This window comes from Enterobacter sp. 01-M-02-SI-ECC (assembly GCF_047530595.1).
In the GTDB taxonomy this organism is placed as follows: domain Bacteria; phylum Pseudomonadota; class Gammaproteobacteria; order Enterobacterales; family Enterobacteriaceae; genus Enterobacter; species Enterobacter cloacae_M.
Window position 1 is genome coordinate 103,478 of record NZ_JBLKCZ010000006.1, and the last position, 17,907, is coordinate 121,384.

18 protein-coding genes, 1 tRNA gene and 1 pseudogene are annotated in these 17,907 nt (G+C 51.4%); 8 read left to right on the top strand and 12 right to left on the bottom strand.

Annotated elements, in window-relative coordinates; translation table 11 throughout:
- Positions 1-51: 51 nt before the first annotated feature.
- Positions 52-576, top strand: coding sequence for a lipocalin family protein (locus ACMWLG_RS10690; protein ID WP_045400397.1), 525 nt, complete (start codon positions 52-54; stop codon positions 574-576).
- Between the two features lie 3 nt (positions 577-579).
- On the opposite strand, the gene ACMWLG_RS10695 is transcribed toward ACMWLG_RS10690, so the two are convergent.
- Genes ACMWLG_RS10695 through ACMWLG_RS10720 form a run of 6 tightly spaced genes read right to left on the bottom strand, consistent with a single transcriptional unit; the run spans position 580 to position 6,619 of the window.
- Positions 580-1,590: a fimbrial protein gene (locus tag ACMWLG_RS10695; RefSeq protein ID WP_045400485.1), complete on the bottom strand. Its 1,011-nt coding sequence runs from the start codon at positions 1,588-1,590 to the stop codon at positions 580-582.
- On the bottom strand, positions 1,590-2,108 hold the full coding sequence (locus ACMWLG_RS10700; RefSeq protein WP_045400394.1) for a fimbrial protein: 519 nt from the start codon (positions 2,106-2,108) through the stop codon (positions 1,590-1,592). Before ACMWLG_RS10700 ends, ACMWLG_RS10695 begins: the two co-directional genes overlap by 1 nt.
- Positions 2,099-4,624, bottom strand: coding sequence for a fimbria/pilus outer membrane usher protein (locus tag ACMWLG_RS10705; protein WP_045400392.1), 2,526 nt, complete (start codon positions 4,622-4,624; stop codon positions 2,099-2,101). The genes ACMWLG_RS10700 and ACMWLG_RS10705 overlap by 10 nt, the downstream gene beginning before the upstream one ends.
- Positions 4,625-4,647: 23 nt before the next feature.
- Positions 4,648-5,325, bottom strand: coding sequence for a molecular chaperone (locus tag ACMWLG_RS10710; protein ID WP_045400389.1), 678 nt, complete (start codon positions 5,323-5,325; stop codon positions 4,648-4,650).
- 53 nt (positions 5,326-5,378) lie between these two features.
- Positions 5,379-5,963 carry a fimbrial protein gene (locus tag ACMWLG_RS10715; protein ID WP_023309862.1) on the bottom strand — a complete coding sequence of 195 codons (585 nt, stop codon included), beginning with the start codon at positions 5,961-5,963 and terminating at the stop codon, positions 5,379-5,381.
- Between the two features lie 53 nt (positions 5,964-6,016).
- A complete protein-coding gene (locus ACMWLG_RS10720) occupies positions 6,017-6,619 on the bottom strand; it encodes a helix-turn-helix transcriptional regulator (protein WP_023309863.1) in 603 nt (200 codons plus the stop codon).
- A 706-nt stretch (positions 6,620-7,325) separates the two neighbouring features.
- On the opposite strand from ACMWLG_RS10720, the gene ACMWLG_RS10725 reads away from it, so the two are divergent.
- The 5 genes from ACMWLG_RS10725 (at position 7,326) to ACMWLG_RS10745 (ending at position 11,363) form a co-directional block, all read left to right on the top strand.
- Positions 7,326-8,087, top strand: a complete 762-nt coding sequence (locus tag ACMWLG_RS10725; protein WP_045400386.1) for a winged helix-turn-helix domain-containing protein — start codon at positions 7,326-7,328, stop codon at positions 8,085-8,087.
- 1 nt (position 8,088) lies between these two features.
- On the top strand, positions 8,089-8,568 hold the full coding sequence (locus ACMWLG_RS10730; RefSeq protein ID WP_023309865.1) for a hypothetical protein: 480 nt from the start codon (positions 8,089-8,091) through the stop codon (positions 8,566-8,568).
- 189 nt (positions 8,569-8,757) lie between these two features.
- On the top strand, positions 8,758-9,696 hold the full coding sequence (locus ACMWLG_RS10735) for a GlxA family transcriptional regulator (RefSeq protein WP_045400383.1): 939 nt from the start codon (positions 8,758-8,760) through the stop codon (positions 9,694-9,696).
- A gap of 85 nt (positions 9,697-9,781) precedes the next feature.
- Positions 9,782-10,780, top strand: a complete 999-nt coding sequence (locus ACMWLG_RS10740; RefSeq protein ID WP_045400380.1) for a class I SAM-dependent methyltransferase — start codon at positions 9,782-9,784, stop codon at positions 10,778-10,780.
- 127 nt (positions 10,781-10,907) lie between these two features.
- Entirely contained in the window at positions 10,908-11,363 is a 456-nt protein-coding gene (locus ACMWLG_RS10745) for an acetyltransferase (RefSeq protein WP_045400377.1), read from the top strand.
- Here ACMWLG_RS10745 and rhuM read toward each other — a convergent pair.
- Positions 11,353-11,821 (bottom strand): annotated as a pseudogene (gene rhuM, locus ACMWLG_RS10750) (RhuM family protein). The gene ACMWLG_RS10745 and the pseudogene rhuM sit on opposite strands and share 11 nt — an antisense overlap.
- Before the next feature lie 58 nt (positions 11,822-11,879).
- A complete protein-coding gene (locus ACMWLG_RS10755; protein ID WP_045400374.1) occupies positions 11,880-12,221 on the bottom strand; it encodes a SymE family type I addiction module toxin in 342 nt (113 codons plus the stop codon).
- A gap of 136 nt (positions 12,222-12,357) precedes the next feature.
- On the opposite strand from ACMWLG_RS10755, the gene ACMWLG_RS10760 reads away from it, so the two are divergent.
- Complete coding sequence (locus tag ACMWLG_RS10760) at positions 12,358-12,549, top strand: toxin-antitoxin system HicB family antitoxin (protein WP_045400371.1); 192 nt, start codon at positions 12,358-12,360, stop codon at positions 12,547-12,549.
- Position 12,550: 1 nt separating this feature from the next.
- Here ACMWLG_RS10760 and ptuB read toward each other — a convergent pair whose 3' ends face one another.
- The 4 genes from ptuB to ACMWLG_RS10780 form a co-directional block, all read right to left on the bottom strand.
- Positions 12,551-13,222, bottom strand: a complete 672-nt coding sequence (gene ptuB, locus ACMWLG_RS10765; protein WP_045620827.1) for a retron Ec78 anti-phage system effector HNH endonuclease PtuB — start codon at positions 13,220-13,222, stop codon at positions 12,551-12,553.
- Positions 13,219-14,877, bottom strand: coding sequence for a retron Ec78 anti-phage system effector ATPase PtuA (gene ptuA, locus ACMWLG_RS10770; protein ID WP_045620826.1), 1,659 nt, complete (start codon positions 14,875-14,877; stop codon positions 13,219-13,221). Before ptuA ends, ptuB begins: the two co-directional genes overlap by 4 nt.
- Entirely contained in the window at positions 14,861-15,793 is a 933-nt protein-coding gene (locus tag ACMWLG_RS10775) for a retron St85 family RNA-directed DNA polymerase (RefSeq protein ID WP_045400363.1), read from the bottom strand. The genes ptuA and ACMWLG_RS10775 overlap by 17 nt, the downstream gene beginning before the upstream one ends.
- A gap of 338 nt (positions 15,794-16,131) precedes the next feature.
- A tRNA-Sec gene (locus tag ACMWLG_RS10780) sits at positions 16,132-16,226 on the bottom strand.
- Positions 16,227-16,514: 288 nt separating this feature from the next.
- Between ACMWLG_RS10780 and ACMWLG_RS10785 the strand changes: the two genes are divergently transcribed.
- Positions 16,515-17,906: a glycoside-pentoside-hexuronide family transporter gene (locus tag ACMWLG_RS10785; RefSeq protein WP_045400359.1), complete on the top strand. Its 1,392-nt coding sequence runs from the start codon at positions 16,515-16,517 to the stop codon at positions 17,904-17,906.
- Position 17,907 lies beyond the last annotated feature (1 nt).

A 17,907-nucleotide genomic window follows, 5' to 3' on the forward strand; every position in this document is an offset into this window, starting at 1 on the left:
GAAACGGTGCACTACACTTAACGTCCAACCTTGCAAATGAAAGGAATTCTCATGAAGCTATGGCCTGTTGTGACCGGTGTTGCCATTGCGCTGACGCTGGTCGCCTGTAAATCCCCCACGCCGCCGAAGGGCGTGCAGCCGATTTCCGGTTTTGACGCCAGCCGCTATCTTGGCAAATGGTACGAGGTCGCCCGTCTGGAAAGCCGCTTTGAACGCGGGCTGGAGCAGGTTACCGCCACCTATGGCAAGCGCAGCGACGGCGGCATCAGCGTGCTCAACCGGGGCTACGATCCGGTGAAGAACAAGTGGAACGAGAGCGAAGGCAAAGCGTACTTCACCGGCGAGCCAACCACCGCCGCGCTTAAGGTGTCCTTCTTCGGCCCGTTCTACGGCGGCTATAACGTGATCAGGCTGGACGATAAGTACCAGTACGCCCTGGTCAGCGGCCCGAACCGCGATTACCTATGGATCCTGTCGCGCACGCCAACCATTCCGGATGCGGTGAAGCAGGATTACCTGAACACCGCGCGCAGTCTGGGCTTCCGGGTTGACCAGCTGGTGTGGGTGAAGCAGTAGCCCCTACTGGTAGGAAAACGTAATGCTGGCCAGCGCGTTGGCCGAGCCGGGGACCAGTTCGCCGGTTCTGATGTACTGCGCCTGGAACGGTAACGTGAGCGTCTGCGCCGCCGTGGTGCTCTGGATAAAGAACTGGCCGGTCGTGCCCGCGGCCGAGCTGTCCGGCCCCATCGTCAGCGGCCCGCTGCCGTTGTAGAAAAACTGCACCCCAACGCCGGACGCCGTGGAGTCTCCGGTCAGGGTCACCACCGACGAGGTGTTCGACGGCGTGGTCTGATCGGTCATCACCGCGTGAACCGCCACGTTCGCGTCGCAGGTCAGGCCGACGGTAAACGTTCCCGATGGCGACGTGCTTCCCACCGTGGGCAGGGTACGCATATCGATGGTGCCCAGCGCCACGCTGGCGTTTTTGCTGCCGACCGTACACCCGCTGGCGGTCACAGTGATGGTGGTCGGGCTGATAATCACCTGCGCCGTTTTCGTCTCGTTGTTATAGGCGGTGAGCACCGCGGCGTTGATGGTCGGGATGTTATAGACGCCGGATTTAAGGGCGGCACCGGTTTTAATAAAGGTGACCTTTGCCGACCATCCCAGATCCTGGGCAAACCCACTGGTGCCCTCTGCCGGGTAGCTTTGCGTGATACCGGTTTGCAGGGGGATATATTGCGTACTCTTAAAATCCTTCAGCCCGATGATATACCCCACGCCCGGTACGCCGGTCTCAAAAATGGTGTAGTTCGCGCCGTCGACGGTGATCGTCGCTCCGCTTGAGATGGCGCTGCTGCTGGGCTGCAGCGTGCCTTTGCTGCAGGTAAAAATTAGCCCACACCAGAACACCTGCTGCACGCTGGCGGTGGCGCTCCAGGTTGAGCCGATAATGCTGCCCGGCACCACGGAGTCCGCTGGCCCGCTGTAGGTCATCGGCTGAGGGGAGAGCGTAATGTCCGATTTCCAGTCCAGAGCCTGCACGCTGGCGCAGAAAAGTAATCCGCCGAGAAGAAACGCTAAACGCATCATAGATACTCCGTTGTCCAGGTGGCGAGGGCTGACACATCACCGGCGCTCACCGGCGTAGCGGTGGCAACCAGCTGCGCGTAGAAGGTCATCTGTACGCTGTCATCCCCCGCCGTTCCGTACGCGGTGGTTTTTGTATTCAGGGGAATGAGTACGCTTTCTTTATCGAGGATCTGCACCGCCACGCCGGTAGCGCCACCGTCGGCAATTTTCAGCAGCTGCGGGTTGGCATCATCCGGCGTTCCGCTGAAGCGAATTTTTACGCCAGCAAAGGTTGGCCCGCACGCTTCAAGCCTGAGCGTGAAGGGCGTTTTGATGTTGCTGACGGCCCCGGCACGGCTGAACTGTTTAATACCAATAGTGCCCAGCGGCACGTTCTGCTCCCCCGAGTCCTGCGCTACCACGCAGGTGTTGCCGACCAAATTGCCGGTGACGGAGACCAGCACGTCGTAGCCGCGAACGGGGAGCGTGAAAACCAGCAGCAGCGCAATGCAGCCGATCCGAAGCGTTACTGACATACCACCTCCTGAGAATAAAGACCGGTGCGGGCGCTATAGTTCTGCTTGTTTAAGGCATAGGTAATGGCGCAGCGCTGGCGGCTGCCGCGACCCCACACGGCGTTCAGCGTGCCCTTCTCTGACAAACCGGAGAGATACAGGCTGCCGCCATCGCCGACGATGCCGCTGGCTTTGTCATCATCGAGCGAGACCAGCGTGCCGAAGGGGAGTACGTCGTTGCCGTGACGCACGATAAACATCGCTTTTGCCCCCTGGTGCGTAGCGAAGGTGGCGCGAACCAGGGCGCCATCGGTAGGCGTTTTGTTGGCGATGGCGTTTTCCAGCTCCACGTCGTTGCCAGCGGTCGTCACGTCCAGCGCGACCTGGTTAACGCGGTACGGCGTGGCGTACGGGATCACCGCGTAGCCACGGCCGTCCGTTTTGATGCCCTTATGGTTAAGCACGGCGACGTTGCTGGCTCCCGGGGCTTTCACCAGAATGTTGGTGTTCCCGAGCGGCTGGCTCAGCGTCAGGCCATCTTCATGCACTACCGCGCCGCCGCTGATGCCGTAGCTGAGGTTGCGGGAGTCGCTGGCGTAGCTGTAGCCCAGGTTGTAGTCTCCCCACGCGCCTTCGTACTGCAGGGTGGCATCGCCGCCGTAGTGCTGCTGCGCGCTGTAGCGCTGGTTGACGCTATAGAACAGATTCTCCTCGCCCGGCAGGTAGCCGCTCACGCCCGTGCTGGCGGTTGTACCGGTGGAGTCCGCATGGGATGTGGTAAAGCGCGCACGGGTCGACAGCGTCGGGTTGCCCAGCGGGACCGAAATCGACATCGACAGGATGTTATCTTTCTTGTCGTCATACAGGCTCGAGCTTCGCTGGACGCTGACGCCAAGCGACACGTTGCGAAACGTGGCGTTCCACGCAAACTGCAGGCTTTGCGTGGTATTTGACGTGTTCCAGTAGGTCTGCTGATCCCACGACAGTGACAGCGAGCCGTATTGTCCCATCGGCTGCGACAGCAGCAGCTGGTTTTTTGCCTTACGCGACATGCGCAGGTTGTACACGGTGTCGTATTGGGTGGTGATGGTGCCATCGTCTTCCACCGTCTGCTTTGGCGATCCGCCCGACATGCCTTTGTACGTGGTGTCGCTGAGGGTATAAAACCCTTTCGTGGAGTAGCGCAGCGAGAAGAAGTTAACCCGCGTGCCAATGTCGTTCAGCAGCTTGCTGTAGCGCAGGCGCACCGAATCACCGGTATAGTGCCGATCGTCCGCCAGCTGGCTGCGGGCGTGGGTCAGGTCGATGGAGTAGGCGCCAAAGCGGCCGAGGTTTTGCCCAAACCCGAGGGCTAGGCCGTTATAGCTATCGGCAAACTGCGCCCCGCCGTAAAACGTCAGGCCGTATCGCCAGCCGTAGAACAGTTCACCCTGCGCGAAAGAGGGCGAATCCTGATTGCCCGTCGGACGGTATTTCCCGGCGCCGAGGGCATATTTCACCTGTCCGTTACGCACCAGGTTCGGCACGCTGGCAAAGGGAAGCGTGTATTGCGTTTTGCTGCCGTCGTTCTCCTGAATGGTGACCGCCAGATCGCCGCCCGAGGAGGTCGGGTAGAGATCTTTCAGTACAAACGCCCCCGGCGGGACGGAGGTTTGATAGATGATGTTGCCGTTCTGGCGAACCGTGACCGTGGCGTTGCTGCGCGCGATGCCCCGGACTTCAGGCGCATAGCCGCTGAGGCTTGCGGGCAGCATGTTATCATCGGTTTTCAGGGCGATACCGCGCAGGCCCACGGAGTCGAACACCTGCGCCGAGGTGTACGTTTCCCCGGCATACACCTGCGCGCGCAGGGCGTGAATATCGCGCTGCAGCCAGGTCTGCACGTGGGTAAGCTCATTGCTGTCTTTGGTCCACGTGGTGAAATCACGTAGCCGCCACGCGCCCAGGTTGACGCCGCTGTTGAGGCTCGCAAACAGCTGCTGCTCCCGCGTGCGCGTCTCGCCGCGATACTCATTGTTCGAGCCATTGACCACGTAATTCAGCCACGCGGCAGGAATGCCCGCCTCCCAGCTTTCCGGGCTGACGTACCCGCGCGGCAAATTTCGCATCGCACTCTGCGGTACGGTGAAGCTCAGGGTGAGCGTCTTCTGGTCCAGGTCAAACTGCGTATCCGCAAACGCCTTCGTTAAGAAGATGCAGCGCTGCGCCAGCGGCAGGCCGCCGCCCTTCGCCTGATGGCTATCGATGCCCAGCGCGGCGAATTGTTCAGGCGTGAGGCAGGGCAGCGCTTCACCCGTGCTGTCTTCAGCAAGGCGGAACGTGACGTTACCCGTGAACGCATAATTCGTATTGATATACACGTTGAGATTGTAATCACCCGGCGGCAACGCGCTCCCGGCGTTGACCCAGGCGAGATCGGCGCTGTTTGCGCTCTCGCCGTTGAGGAACGCGGGATTAAATTGCAGCTCGCTTTCAGCAGCCACGGCTTGCCGAATCACCAGGGAGATCACCGTGGCGCACAGGATTTTTATTTTCACGTGGTCACGCCTTACTGTTTTTATTATTGGGATAACGACGCGCGCGTGGCGGGGGTCCATGCCCCGTAATCGTTAATGGTTTGATAGCTCATGCTGCTCGCGTGGCTGAAGCGTTCAGCCAGCGTCACGCTGCCTTTCGGGGGCACCATCACCGGCTGCACCGGCATACCGTCAATTTTCACGTTGATGGTGGTGAGGTAGTACGGCGTTGGGTTACTGAGTGTCACTTTTCCGGCACGGTAGGCACCGGCCAGTTTTTTCCACGCCTCTCCCGGGGTCTCACTGAGTCCCTCCGGGCGATAAAAGACCTTGATGCGGTTAGCCGATGCAAATTGCAGCGTATTCCCGGTGCCGCTTTTAGCCTGCTGGGGGATGGCTTTGACCGTCATCCAGTAGAGCGTCTCCCGATCCTCTGGCAGGGCCTTACCGGTAAACATGATTTTCACCGCGCTTTCGCTGGCCGGTTTCATGACGTACAGCGGCGGCGTGATCGCGAAGTCGTTGGTACGTTCGCCTTTCTCATTCTCCATCAACGACTGGATGAGGAACGTGGCGTCGGGATGGGTGTTTCTCACCTGCATCATGGCCTGGCTGGTGGCGCTGGAGTAGACCAATCGCGTTGCGCCCAGCCCCACGCCGCCGGCATAGACGGCGGAGGAACATAACGCGCCCGCCAGGCAAATCCATGTGTTTACGCGCATAGTGTTACTCCTGAAAGATAAGACAGGCCCGGCTCGCAGACCGGGTCTGAAGATTACGAATAGGTCACTGTGTAGGTTGCGACGGCGCTGGCATCACCCGCGGTGGCGCCGCCCTTCGGCGAGTAATATTTCGCGCTGAAGTTCAGGGTGTTGGCACCCTTACGCAGAGGGATGGCCGAAGCGGGTTCACCCAGCTTCACCACGTTGCCCTGCTCGTCATAAAGGCGAATAGCCACGTTTTGCGCAGAGTTGGCGCTGCCGTTTGCCCCGACGGACAAGCTATTAACATCGGAAGTGTCCGGCGTGCCGGTGAAGGTGACGGCCACGGTTGTGGCGGCAATCGGGTTCTCATCCGTAGAGGCTGAGGTATCGGCGATTTCGCAATCTTCCAGGGTGATGGCAAACGCTTTTGCCGTGCTGGCTTCGCTGCCGGCGGTCGCCAGCGTTGCGGTACGCACTTCACCCATATCCACGTCAATGTTGGCGCTTCCTGCGCTGATGGCGCAGGCGGAAGTCACCACTTTGCCGCTAAAGTTCACCGTGCCGCCGCTGGTGCCGGCAGCCAGGGCCGTGCCCGCTGGCAGTAATGCCGCGATAGCGATCGCGAGCAGCGTTTTATTATTGAATTGAGCTTTCATTGTCCTGATTCCATTATGGTGTTATGTCGAGATTTGCTCTGAAAGCAGCAGGTCTAACTGGTTAAAAAGACCAGCAAATCTGTCTTGTTCCTGAGCCCGAGTTTTCTTATCGCTGAGCTTTTTAACGCGCTGACACGACGGTAAGAAAGCTGCTCTGTTTCGGCGATGTAACGCATATCCAGACCCTTTCGCAGTTCCTTCAATACCCTCCATTCACCCGGCGTCAGCGATAACGCCGTGGGTTTTTTTATTGGGCGATAACGGCTATCGACCATTTTTAATACGCTGGCTCGCCAGTGATAAAGCGGGTCCTGCAGCGAGAGATAGGCGTCTATTTCACCGCGTATCCACAGCCAGGAATTTGCCGGTGCGGAATACATGCAAATAAGTACGTCGGGATAAAGGACTTTCATCTTCCTGATATATTTCAGGCAGTCATATCCGGCGTGATATTTCTCCATGCCGGATAAAAAAATCACGTCTACCGGTGCGGCCGCGAGTATCGTTTCGATCTCCGCGTAATTATCGATCGATGCCGTAATCTGCATAGCCGGGACAATATTTTTTAATAATGCGGCGATCCCCTGGCGCGCAAAGTGATCTCCACCCAATAGCGCGATATTTAAATGACGTGTGTTGTTGAGCTTATTCGCCATGTCATTCCCTCGATTTATAATTGTAATGAGACTCGTCTGTCTGGCAGAACGATGTCTGTATTTTCGAAGCAATTAAGCATTGCACGGTGTGAGCCCACTATACTCAGGGCGTAAAAGAGGTAACCTGAATTAATCTTAATTTGTTTTAAGTACGGTTTAGGTGTAGCGTCAATTTCTCCTCGCTGAACCGGCTTTTGCTTATCTGCCTGTAAATAATCATACCGATAGTTTTTATTGAAAAGTTAGCTTTAATAAATGTTTTGTAAGGAAATAGTCTGGGGACGTCATGCGACGCGGGTTGTTACTGACGGTGACTAACAGTTCCGTGCCGAAATTGTTAATTAAGACGACAGGTTTCGAATGGGGCATAATTTCGAAACCCGCCGGGAACGCCCGTCCTCTCTCCTTTTTGTTAAAAAAACAAATTAAGGGTGCTGAATAATTCAGACAATGATGGCTAAACCGTTCAACGGGCGGATTTGTCGAGTTTTGTCAGTGTCAAGACGGCTTTAAATAGCGGTTAAGAAAACTTTAGACCCGTCAGATAAAGAGAAAGGAAAAATAAGAATTTTCGCCAGGCGCCAGGATATACAGTTGCGCATTTATCCGTCACATTAATCCTTACACAGGCGAGGGATACGCATGTTAACCGTGAAGGGAATCTACTGGAGCAACAGGCGTTGACCGGAGGTATTTACCCCATTCTATGCATAAGCATTACATTATTAATGGCCTGGTAGAGTTTCATCCAGCGGCCAGCACATTACGCGATCTCAACAATCCTGACCGGGTGGTGGTATTAAATTCCCCGGCGGGGCGCTGTTTGTTGTTATTAATAGAAAGAGTCGGAAGTATTGTGACTCAACAGGAGTGCATGGATATTGTCTGGCAGCGCCGGGGGATGCTGGTTTCGCCTAATACCTACTACCAGAATATTTCTATTCTGCGTAAGGGGTTGAAGAAAGTGGGGTTTGAAACCGATCCGATTGTCACTATCCCGCGGATTGGACTGACGCTCGCAAGCGATACGCAAATCACCGTTAAAGAGACGCAGCCGCAGGCTGATGAGGAAGAACGTGCTGCTCCGGATGTCTGCGAAGAGACCGTCGCCCCGACCGACTCGATGCGCCGCTTCTGGCTGCCGGGCACGCTGGTGCTATTGCTGATGCTGGCTGGCGTGAGCGTTATCAGCCATAACCTGCTGCATGACAGCTATTTCGTCGACGGGTACCGCTTCGCGATGAAGATGGGCGAATGCCAGCTCTATTTTTCTCGCGATATTGAAACGCAGCGCGACCGGGATAAAGCCCTGGCCTATGCCGCCCCGTTTAAGGACCAGTGCGCGAACTATCCCTGGGTGTACGTCAGCGGATACATCCTGCTGCCTCGCGCGTCGGTCATTCGCTGTGACAGGCCGATGACGGAACCCAACCGCTGTATGTCCGATTATTTTATAGAGGATCGCTAGTATGGTTCGCTACCGTCAAACGCTTGTTGCGCTCTGCCTGTGCCTGCTGATGGGGGCTGTCGTGGCGGCGTATTACCTCTGGCATCGCCATTACATCCAGCCCTTTTCCTGTCAGGCGAACTTTATTCAGCATCACCGTGATGAGACGCTCTCTCTGTGGCTGAATTACACCGTGGAGGGTAACAGCGGAATACTCAGCATGAATGGCCGGTTGAAAAGCGATCCCACGAAGACCCTGAATCGCAAAGTTTTCTTTCAGATTGAGCGCAAAGACAGCGTCTATAATCTGACGTCCATACGCAATATGAAATTTCCGGACGACAACATCAGCGACAGCTGGCTGGAGAAGTACGAGCCTTTATTTTTTATCTATCCGAATAAGAATATTTATATGCGTATTAAGAAACAGCAGAATGAGAATTATTTATTTATTCTGGGGACGCTGCCGACCTATGTGTGCCACACGTCAAAAAACGGATAGCGACAGGGAGAAATGTTTTTAAGTTTTTGCGGGCATCATTTATGCTTGATTTAACAGCCAGGACCTATCTTAGGAAAATATAACAGCAACAATAATGTTGCGATAATGTAATTATTCTTCGGCAAGTTAATGAAAAATATAATTGATGATAGCGTCAGAATGACGCCTGCACGGAATAAATCCCTGCATATGGGTTTACTCCTGTGGCCCCATTTCTCGCTTTTCGCATATTCAGGGTTAATAGAGGCGTTACGTATTGCATCCAGCGTCCAGAAGCGTAGCCAGAAAATACGCTTTAAACTCAGCCTGATAAGCACTTATCCCGACTTACCGGTAGTGAGCAGCTCAGGGCTCAGCTTGCGGCCGGAGGCCGCCCATGCGCCGCCCGGTGACTTCGACTACATTGCGGTAATTGGTGGAGGCCTGGAGCACATTCACCAGGGGCACCGTGGCGACAGAGCGTTTCTCACGGAGGCTTATCACAACAACGTTCCCCTGATAGGTATTGGTACCGGCAGCTTTATCCTGGCGGAGGAAGGCTTACTGAACGAGCGCCGCGCCTCGATTCATCCTCATCACCATGACGTTTTCACGCAACGCTTTCCGCAGGTTTATGCTGAGCAAGGCCTCGATTTTATCGACGAAGGCGATTTGCTGACCTGCCCGGGCGGGATCTCAACGCTCACCCTGGTAACGGCGCTTATCCGAGCCCACGGGGGAGACGACATTGCGGCCACCACCTCCCGGCGGCTGTCCCTTCCTCCGCATGACGCCGCCATGCCGCGGCCCGCGAATATCGCCATGATCCCTGATTCACGGCTGCGCAGGGCGGTGACGATCGTCGAACAGTATCTGACTCACCCGCTGAACGCCGCCAGGCTCGCGCAGGACGTTAAGCTGAGCGAGCGCCAGCTTAACCGGCTATTTCACGCCGAGTTTGGCAAAACGGCGCGGGAATTTATTCGCAGCGCCAGGCTGCGCTATGCCTGCTGGCTGCTGAAAAACTCTCAGCAAAGCGTTACGGATATTGCGCGACGGATGCGGTTTAGCGACTGCGCCCACTTTATTCGTCATTTTCAGACCGAGTACGGCTGCACGCCGGGGGTATGGCGCACGTCGCAGAACTGATGCACCTATTTCGTGCTTTCTTCGTAGGGTATTACTGGCTCGCCTGGATAGACTTCCGTTAAAAGCCTAACGGAGGGAAGACGACATGAACTGGCAGCCTTTTCGCGGCGATGCACCGGAAAATATGACGATTTTCAGCGCGTCATTTCCCGACGTCAGCGACCAGTGGCCGATGAAAGACGACGCTGCCCGCGAGATCGCCTCCCTTGACCGCGCCCTGAAAGCCGAGCCAGCGCTCCGGCCCCCGAGGGTGGAATACGACGAAGGGGGGCAGGCCGTGCTGGTTCCCCAGAACCGCTATTCCGAACAGGCCTTCCGCAACCGCCCGGCGCTCACCGCGTGGCGCACCCGGCTGGTGCCCTCCGCGCTGGCGCTGTTTGTGGTGCAAAACCCGCTGGAAGACCGCCTGCCCGACGGCACGAAAATGGACAGCGACAGCCGCCAGTGGTTTATCCACGCTAACGATGCGATTGGCGTGCGCTCCCGCGCCAGAGTGCTGGCCGCGCTGGTGGATAAGTACATTCATAATGAGAGCGAGAACAACTGGGTCAGCCTCGCGAGCGGCGCCGCCATTCCGGTGCTGGAGGCGCTGCGTGAAGCAAAGCTCGACGGCCAGCAGGTGTATCTCACGCTGGTGGACAAAGACCCGGTGGCGCTCAGCTGGGCCGAAACCATGGCGGCGCAGGAAGGGATTGTGGTGGGCGAACAGCTGACCCTGCTCAGGCGCAACCTGCTCCATACGCTGGTGCGTAACGAAGACCTGCTGCTGGAGCTGGGCGAGCAGCAGGCCGAACTGGTCGACGCGCTGGGGATTTTCGAATACTTCAACGATACCGACGCGGTGATTTTTCTCCAGCGCGCGCTGCGGCTGGTCAAGCCCGGCGGGGCGGTGATTGTGTCAAACATGCTCACCAGCAGCCCGCACATTGACTTTGTGCTGCGCGGTATCGGCTGGGAGGATATTCACCCGAGGTCGTTACAGCAGCTGCAGGATATTCACCTCGCGGCGGGCGTGCCGGTGGAAAACGTCACCGTGGTGGTGCCGAAGGATGGGGTGTATGCGGTGATGGAGATTAGGGTTTAGCGCGAGCTGTGTGGGGGGACAAACCGCACAATCGGTTCCCTCTCCCTGAGGGAGAGGGCTAGGGTGAGGGGGAACAGGGCGCGCTGAGTTACTTGAATTAACGTTCTAAACCGCACATGATCCCCCCATGAAAATAGAAACCGCACTCCCCACACACTTTGAACGTCTGGTCGCGATCTGGGAATCCTCTGTTCGCGCCACCCATCACTTTTTACAGGAAAGCGATATTGCGGCGTTGCGCCCGTTATTGCTTAACGCCTATCTGCCTAACCTCAAGGTCGTGATCGCTCGCGATGACGCAGGCGTTATTCACGGCTTTTCAGGCGTGGATGAAAACCGCATTGAAATGCTGTTTGTTGATGACGCGAGCCGCGGGAAGGGCGTCGGGAAATTACTGCTAAAACATGCCATCGCAGAGTTTGGGGCGAACGAAGTGGACGTGAATGAGCAGAACCCGCAGGGCGTCGCGTTCTATCGCCATATGGGGTTTGAGCAGGTCGGACGCTCGGAACTGGACGGGCAGGGGAATCCGTTTCCGTTGCTGCATATGAAGCTGATTAGGAATACCGGGATTAGCGCTTAGCCTGCTTATCCCATTTTAATAAGCCGATGATATCTTTCTCACCTTCGGCTTCTTTCAGCAGGCGCTGCTTTTTTTCATACTCAACGTATTCTGAGCACGCCTTTTCATCAGCCGCTTTTTTGCTGATTTTGCCTGACCCTTCTAAAACGTCCCGGTCGTTAAATTGCAGGAACTGATCGAGCTTAGTTTGCCAGTCTCGTAAAAATACCTACTCCATTGCTGGCAGTTGTTCGGTAAAACCGAACAACTGAATTTTCGACCAGCTCACTCTCATCAAAAATATTCTTGATATGCCCACTGATCGTGGCTTTGGCTTTGCCGTATAACTCACAGATCGTGGCCTGTGAGAGCCACAACGTATCGCTTTCAAAGCGGCATTCAATGCGAACTTTTCCATCTTTGCTGGCAAACATGACAAACTCACCGACTGGTGAATTGATTAATTCTTCATATGTCATGCTACCTCCGCTTCATAAGGTTGATGCCTGGAAGTTCGTAGTACGCCAGAAACAGCCGCTAAGCCAGGTGGTTTGAATTTGATTTTGCGAGGCGCTTTCCAGGACGCGGAGCTTGGATCGCTGCAAGTGCATCCTCAATCTCAATGAGCTTTGCCTTCGTCCGTTTATAATCGTCCTGCAACCTCTGCTCCTGCTCGTTATACGCCACCAGAACGATGCATCCCTTCATGACTTTTATCGTGACCTGCTGTCCGGTATCAAAACCCGCCGCGCGCAGCCACTTGCCAGAAAGGATGATTTTCGGCGTGGATTTGTCGAAAACATTCGGGCGGTATCCCACAATTAACGAACGCTCGGTTCCGGATTGGCCGGTGTCTGGGGTAGAATGCGAATCAGCCATAATCAACTCCTTGATAGTTGGTGAGGTTAGCTCTCGTCCGGTATTGCGAGTACCTGACGGGGGCGTTTCAATCTCAGGTTATCGTGTGTTAAGGTACGTACCTGAATGATGATATCTTGCTCTTGTAGGTACGTACATGTCAACAACCAAACGTGACCCTAATCATTCAAAGTCCGGAAAAGCACCAACTTTCCAGATTCGTATTACGCCGGAGTTGAAGGCGCAGTTTGAGGAAGAAGCCAAGAAAGAAGGTGTAAGTTTGGGAAATTGGCTCAAGACCTTGGGTCGGAAAGAACTCATTAAAAAAGGAATTGAGCCAAAGAAATGATTCATATAAAACAGGTTTGTTTTACTGCCGTTCTGTGTTTTTGTATACTAAATTCATTCATAATTTTTGTATATTCTGCATTAAATTGATTCTCAGGTATTATTCCTTCTATGGAATTAAGTTCTAATAATCTTTCAGTGCATGCATTAATTTGAGATCTTCTAGATGACTGCAATGAAGGCTCTTTTAAATTTAAAGCTTTAATAGTTTCCTCAGCTATTTCTTTGTCATTATCGTTTATTTCTTCATTTGGAATAATATCTCCAGAAGGAGTAAATACAAAGAAGTTTTGAGGATCTAGATCATCAGGTTTTAACAGTTTATTAGGATCGTATTTTCTATGTAACCCACCAACTAATATTTGGTCTTTGTAATGACCGCAATGTGTACTGGAAGCACAGCAGCCAAATAAATTATTCCATTCAAACGTCAAGTGGATAAAAGGTTTAGCTCCATCATCATTTTCTCCTTTATGAAAGAAATGTTCGATATGCCCGTTTCCGTACGAAGCAGGCAGTTCGCAATATACACAAAAATCCTCTTGAAATTTCTTTATTTCTCGCCATATTTTTCTTTTCTTTCTGGAAGTTATATCGTCCCAGCTATTCGTAAGGTAAGAATAGTTCTCTAATAATGTTGGGGGGGTTGATAATCCACGATTAAGTTTTTTCATTTATCGTTATCCTTATTGCCTAAAATGCGATGTTTCATATCATAAATTTTTAACTGATTAATGCATTTTTGAATAACGGGATGTTCTTGTCCCTCAAATTCTGAAAAATGTTCTTTCAATATCTCCAATACTTCCAGTGCCTTTTCCTTTTTACCTTGCTGTAATAATGAGGAAAAAAGATCCACTCTGCGAGCTTCCTCGAGGTCGGGAATAGAATTTGTTTCCATAATATACTCAAGGATCTTTGTGCTTTGGACTCCTTTAGTTTGGAATTTAGGAGTATAGACCTCATAATTACCTTCAGTTGTTTCTTTAATTTTCCTAATGCAATCTTTATCTACAGTTGAAAGAATTTGAGGGCTATGGGTAGTTATTATGAATTGAATATTAGGAAATGTTGATGTCAATGAATGTACAATAGACTGTTGCCACTGAGGATGAAGATGTAGCTCTATCTCATCAATTATCACAATACCCTGACCGTATAAAGGATTTTTAAGGTTGGGGTTTAACAAAACTAATCGACGTGATAAGTCTGCGATCATTGCTATTAATGTTTTTTGGCCTTGAGATGCTTGATTAATATTTATAAGCACACCATCATTTATTATCTTTAATTCATGTTTACCTGTACTGCTGTCTGTGAATATATCACTTACGCTAGTCACTGATGAGATTATTGCTTTTTTAACAACATCATTTTGTAACATAACGTGTTTATTTAGTTCGTTATCTTTACTTTTTTTTATTTTTTCAAAAGATTTCTTTTTTTCTTTATAAATCGAAAAAAGAGGACTGTTTACGTCAAGTTTCAATTCTTCAAAAGCTTCGATTTCTTTTATTAAGGATAGTTCTTCGGGAGTATTAACAACTGACGAGCCAAGATAATTATTAATAAAAAGAAACCAATCAAAAAATTCGTTGAAACGACCAGGACCATCGAGCGCACCGTTATATGCCTTAAATCGTGACTGAGGCTCCTGAGAATTACTATTACTATTAAACGTTGAGTAGGAAGATGCTCTATCAACTGAGTAATAGCAAAAGAGGGGAAGATTAAGTTCGCGGTCATAATTTTCTTTTGATGATGCATTAACCACTCTATATAGTTCAGAGATGTTATTAAAATCCTCTAAATCACTTACTTTTCTTCCTTTGAATCCAAGTGTTGGTCTTGACAAGCTTGAGCTAAATATATTTTTATTATAGAAGCTAAGGTGAGATATTATTTCTGAGAAATCTTCGCTGTTTATATTTATTTCGGATGGAGTTAGTGTTTTTGCGCCTTTTTTGGCAGTTTCAATTCTCGCGCTTAACCAACTTAGCAATTTTGCCAAAGCATCCGTAATAGTCGTTTTCCCGGAGCCATTATCACCGATAATAACGGTTATTTTATCATGGAATGTAACTTCCAGCTCTCTAAATTTTCTAAAGTCTTTAAGGATCAACTTCTCAATTTTTAATCGCGATAAAGGCTTCTCATGGACTTCCTCACGCATTTCTAATAGTTCATAGCATTTATTTAAATATTGCATGGCAATATTGATATTAGATTTTGTGTCTTCTCCTTCTAGATATTTATCATATAATGTATAGTTGGCTAAAATATCATTTTTTTGAGCCTTGCTCTTAAGCGTTCTAATTATTTTTTCCATTATTATTGCTCATAATACAGTTGATGATAGATGAACCATATTTTTTAGTTAACGCATTAAAAAATTCTGGTTCGATGTACATAGCAAAACTAATTAATCCTTTAAGGTGATAAAGATCACTCTGCTCCATTTTGCTTATCGAAAATTGATGTATTAGATGTTTAATGTATCTCTTCCTATTTCTACCTATAGATATTTTGTTATCATTGGTTATTGTTATTCCGGTAATGTGGCGATTATGTGCTTTTGAGGAAAATTTAGTTTTTGAACGGTTAATCTTAATCTGATCAGAAAAATTATTCTTTAGTATAACTTGAATTTCGTTAGGAATATCAAATAAATTCGATTTTAAATTAGTTGTAAAAGTAAGATCGTCGGCATAACGTGTATACGTGATACTCCGGCTTTTACAAAAAGAGTAGATCGTTGAGTCAAACAGATACATACAAAAATTGGATACCATCGGAGAAGATGGAGCTCCTACACTTAGCACTAATTCATTATTTCCAACATCCCAAAACAATAATCTTTCAAAATAATACATTTGCTCTTTATCGGGTAAAGGGAAATTTTCTCTCCATGCATCCCAGAAAATTTGTGGAGTAATGGAGTTGAAGAAATTTTCAAGATCCATTTTAAGCAGAAAACTATTCTCTTTATGATGCTCGGCATTATTTTTTATACTGCGATTTTTTATATAAGCAGAGGCACAGTCATGAATAGGAAATTCAATATAGTTTATAAATGCACGTTGGTATCGTTTTAATTCTCTGGCTGGTTGCGCAATTATACGATGTCCGTGGGTACGTTTAGGGATCGCAAAAACTTTATATTTTAAAGGTGCTTTTGCTAGGTAATTCTTGATTGTTATGTCATCTTCATTAAGTGATCTAGCAAGTAAATGTATGATATTCATTAATTTATCCATTACATTCAGCAGGATAGAATGAGGAGCTAGCAAAGTGCTGAGCTCCTCATTACGTTCTCTACTTGAGAATGCGGTGTGTACGCATTCCAAATGAGGGAACGAGTTTGGAATGCGTACACACCGCATGCAAACTCGTTCAATAACTTAGTGTCTGGCTAAACACCCGACAAGGCAAGATTGCCAAGCTAGAGAACTTGAAAAGTATAAATGAATTAACTTGATACGGCAATTCAACGAAAGTCAATCTATGGAGATGATTGCTGAATTTAGCAATTTTAAGGATAAAAATTTAATGGGAAGACGGTTCTTAGCCGTTTTATAAATTTTGGCGGAAGATCACAGGAGTCGAACCTGCCCGGGAACGCTGGCGTCCCCAACTGGATTTGAAGTCCAGCCACCTCACCGGAGATGACGATCTTCCGCGCCTGCATTGCTACATGGAGGCGGGGCGCATTATAGCTACTTTCAGGCATTTACCACATACCCAGACACACTTTTTTCACCTCTCTTTTGACCTGTACACCCCTGTTTCAGTTAATTCCTAAGAAAATCCTCATGTTAGCCCCTCGTGCTTCCAACATTTACCGCGATCACAAAAAACAAGAAACGTAATCTGCTAACCAGAAAACGCAATACCCGCCTTTGAAACAATGGTTTAAAACCAATGCAACCGGTCTCAGCGCCCCCTACAGCGTGAAGGATAAAAAAGATGAGCGAAATATTGTCAGTAAAAGAGAAGATCGGCTACGGCATGGGAGACGCCGCCAGCCACATCATTTTTGATAACGTCATGTTGTACATGATGTTTTTCTACACCGATATTTTCGGCATTCCCGCCGGGTTTGTTGGCACCATGTTCCTGCTGGCGCGCGCGCTGGATGCGATCTCCGACCCGTGCATGGGGCTGATTGCCGACCGTACCCGCAGCCGCTGGGGCAAGTTTCGTCCGTGGATTTTGTTCGGCGCGATCCCGTTCGGCATCGTCTGCGTGCTGGCCTACACCACGCCGGACCTCAGCCTCAACGGCAAAATGGTTTACGCCGCCGTTACCTACACCCTGCTGACCCTGCTCTATACCGTGGTGAACATTCCCTACTGCGCGCTCGGCGGCGTGATCACCAGTGACCCGACGCAGCGTATCTCCCTTCAGGCCTGGCGCTTTGTGCTGGCGACCGCGGGCGGCATGCTCTCCACGGTGCTGATGATGCCGCTGGTGAAGCTGATTGGCGGCGACGATAAGGCGTTCGGCTTCCAGGGCGGGATCGCCGTGCTGTCGGTTGTCGCGTTCCTGATGCTGGCGTTCTGCTTCTTTACCACCAAAGAGCGCATTCAGGTGCCGCCGAGCACCACCTCCATGCGGGAAGACCTGCGCGACATCTGGCACAACGATCAGTGGCGCATCGTCGGGGTGCTCACCATCCTCAACATCCTCGCCGTCTGCGTGCGCGGCGGCGCGATGATGTACTACTGCACCTGGATCATGGGCTCGCCGGAGGTGTTCGTCGCCTTCCTCACCACCTACTGCGTCGGCAACCTGATCGGCTCCGCGCTGGCGAAACCCCTCACCGACTGGAAGTGCAAGGTCAGCATCTTCTGGTGGACCAACGCCGCGCTGGCGGTGGTCAGCGTGGCGATGTTCTTCGTGCCGATGCACGCCACCGTGCTGATGTTCGCCTTTATCTTCGTCATTGGCGTATTGCACCAGCTGGTGACGCCGATTCAGTGGGTGATGATGTCCGATACCGTCGACTACGGCGAATGGACCAACGGCAAGCGTCTGACCGGCATCAGCTTTGCGGGCACGCTGTTCGTGCTGAAGCTCGGCCTGGCGCTGGGCGGAGCGATGATCGGCTGGATGCTGGCAGGCGGCGGCTACGACGCGGCAGCCAAAACTCAGAACAGTGCGACCATCAGCATCATTATCGGCCTGTTTACCCTGGCCCCGGCGGTCTGCTACGTGCTGAGCGCCATCATCGCTAAACGCTACTACACGCTGAAAACCCCCTTCCTGACCAAAATCCTGGGCGAGCTGGCGCAGGGCGCGCGCCGCAACCAGCAGGAATTTGAAAACCTGCCGGTCAGCAAAGAATTGCAGAACTAAG